This is a genomic window from Streptomyces sp. NPDC000151 (genome assembly GCF_040301705.1).
Taxonomy (GTDB): domain Bacteria; phylum Actinomycetota; class Actinomycetes; order Streptomycetales; family Streptomycetaceae; genus Streptomyces.
This window is the reverse complement of record NZ_JBEPFC010000294.1, coordinates 1-2,333: the sequence shown is the minus strand read 5'-3', so window position 1 is coordinate 2,333 and position 2,333 is coordinate 1. Positions and strand designations below refer to the sequence as shown.

Below are 2,333 nucleotides of genomic sequence, written 5' to 3'. Positions count from 1 at the left end.
CGGGGCGCGCCCCCGGCTTCGAGAACATCCCGGCGGTGGTGGCCGCCGCCGCGTCGCTGCGCGCGGTGCGGGCGGAGGCGGCGACCGAGGCGGCCCGGCTGCGCGGCCTGGTGGACCGGATCCGGTCCCGGGTGCCGGAGCTGGTGCCGGACGTGGCGGTGGTCGGCGACCCGGAGCGGCGGCTGCCGCACCTGGTGACCTTCTCGTGTCTCTATGTCGACGGGGAGACGCTGCTGCACGCCCTGGACCGGGCGGGGTTCTCCGTCTCCTCCGGCTCCTCGTGCACCTCCAGCACGCTCACCCCCAGCCACGTCCTGAAGGCGATGGGCGTGCTCTCGGAGGGCAACGTCCGGGTGTCGCTGCCGGCCGGGACCTCCGACGCCGACGTGGAGCGCTTCCTGGAGGTGCTCCCGGGCGCGGTCGCCGCCGTACGGGAACAGCTGGGCGCGCCCGCGGAGCGGCCCGCGCGGGCGCCCGAGGGCACGTCCGGCGCGCTCGTCGTGGACGCGCTCGGCGCCCGCTGCCCGGTCCCGGTGATCGAGCTGGCCAAGGCGATCGCAGAGGTCCCGGTCGGCGGCACGGTGACGGTGCTCTCCGACGACGAGGTGGCGGCGCTGGACATCCCGGCATGGTGTTGGACGCAGGGTCAGGAGTACCTGGGCGAGGCCCCGGAGCCGCCGGAGCGCGGCGCCGCATACGTGGTGCGGCGCCGCGTCTAGCGGTGGCCCTCAGGCCAGGTACTGCTGGATCTCGGCGGCCGCCTCGTGGCCGTACGCCTTGGTGAAGCGGTCCAGGAAGTGGCTGCGGCGCAGTTCGTACTCCTGGGTGCCGACCGTCTCGATGACGAGGGTGGCCAGCATGCAGCCGACCTGCGCGGCGCGCTCCAGGCCGACGCCCCAGGCGAGGCCGGAGAGGAAGCCGGCGCGGAAGGCGTCGCCGACGCCGGTCGGGTCGGCCTTGGCGTTCTCCTCGGGCACGCCGACCTCGATGGTGGGCTCGCCCGTGCGCTCGATGCGGACGCCGCTGGCCCCGAGGGTGGTGACGCGGGTGCCGACCTTGCCGAGGATCTCCTCGGCGGTCCAGCCGGTCTTGGACTCGATGAGGCCCTTCTCGTACTCGTTGGAGAAGAGGTAGGCCGCGCCGTCCATGAGGGTGCGGATGTCGTCGCCGTCCATGCGGGCGATCTGCTGCGAGAAGTCGGCGGCGAAGGGGATGGACCGCGAGCGGCACTCCTCGGTGTGCCGGATCATCGCCTCGGGGTCGTCGGCGCCGATCAGGACCAGGTCCAGGCCGCCCACGCGCTCGGCGACGTGGTGCAGCTCGATGAGGCGGGCCTCGCTCATGGCGCCGGTGTAGAAGGAGCCGATCTGGTTGTGGTCGGCGTCGGTGGTGCACACGAAGCGGGCGGTGTGCAGCACCTCGGAGATCCGTACGGACGCGGTGTCCACGCCGTGCCGGTCCAGCCAGGCGCGGTACTCGCCGAAGTCGTTGCCGGCGGCGCCGACCAGGACCGGCGCGGTGCCGAGCTGGCCCATACCGAAGCAGATGTTCGCGGCGACACCACCGCGCCGCACGTCCAGCTGGTCGACGAGGAAGGAGAGGGAGACCGTGTGGAGCTGGTCGGCGACCAGCTGGTCGGCGAAGCGTCCGGGGAAGGTCATCAGGTGGTCGGTGGCGATGGAGCCGGTGACTGCGATACGCACGGCGGTTCGCTCCTGCGGGAGGCGTGGGGCGGTGACGGACGTGACCCAACGCTACCCGCTCGGCAGTACCGCTCCGACCTGGCGAAACTACCCGATAGTAGGTCTTCTTCCCCGGGGCGAAGGGTGCGTACGGTGCGCGTATGACCCAGCATGTGAAGCCCGTCACAGCAGCTCACCCCGCCGGCCGTCGCCCGGACGGCGGCGAGCACGACTCGATGGAGCAACTGCGCGGCGACTGCGCCCGCATGGCGCCGCACTGGAAGACCGCCGATCTTTTCACCGCGCCGCCGTCCCCGGCCGCCGAGCTGCGCGGGATCACGGTCCCCGCCGCCTCTGCGAAACTGCTGGAAGGGATGTCCGAGTACGGCGACTGAGTACGGCGATACGTATCCTCCACCGCTCTTCCACGGGCCGCGGGCGGAACCGCCCGCGGCCCGGCTCCGTCCAATCGGCGTCCCCCTCACGGAGGATGGCGCATCAGTTGTTCAGCGGAGCCGAAGGAGCGATGCGGTGAGCACCGAGGACACTCCCCCTGCCGCCGGCGGCGGGAACCCCACCGAGAACCCCACCGCCGCCGGGCGTCGTGGGCGCAGGCCCCTGGTGGTCGCCTCGATGGCCGCGGCCGTGCTG

3 protein-coding genes are annotated in these 2,333 nt (G+C 72.8%); 2 read left to right on the top strand and 1 reads right to left on the bottom strand.

Translation table 11 applies throughout. The annotated features are described in order from the left end of the window. Positions 1-719 (top strand): aminotransferase class V-fold PLP-dependent enzyme (locus ABT381_RS35640; protein WP_351602230.1); only part of this gene is annotated, 719 nt, incomplete at its 5' end. A gap of 9 nt (positions 720-728) precedes the next feature. On the opposite strand, the gene ABT381_RS35635 is transcribed toward ABT381_RS35640, so the two are convergent. Then, positions 729-1,703 (bottom strand): carbohydrate kinase family protein, encoded by a 975-nt coding sequence (locus ABT381_RS35635; RefSeq protein ID WP_351602227.1) that lies wholly within the window; start codon positions 1,701-1,703, stop codon positions 729-731. A 140-nt stretch (positions 1,704-1,843) separates the two neighbouring features. Here ABT381_RS35635 and ABT381_RS35630 point away from each other — a divergent pair, with 140 nt between their 5' ends. Further along, positions 1,844-2,077, top strand: a complete 234-nt coding sequence (locus ABT381_RS35630; RefSeq protein WP_351602233.1) for a hypothetical protein — start codon at positions 1,844-1,846, stop codon at positions 2,075-2,077. The last annotated feature ends 256 nt before the right edge of the window (positions 2,078-2,333 follow it).

What these genes read in the sequence shown, in the direction of transcription:
- ABT381_RS35630 (WP_351602233.1), top strand. Translation starts at nt 1,844, where the DNA reads ATGACCCAGCATGTGAAGCCCGTCACAGCAGCTCACCCCGCCGGCCGT.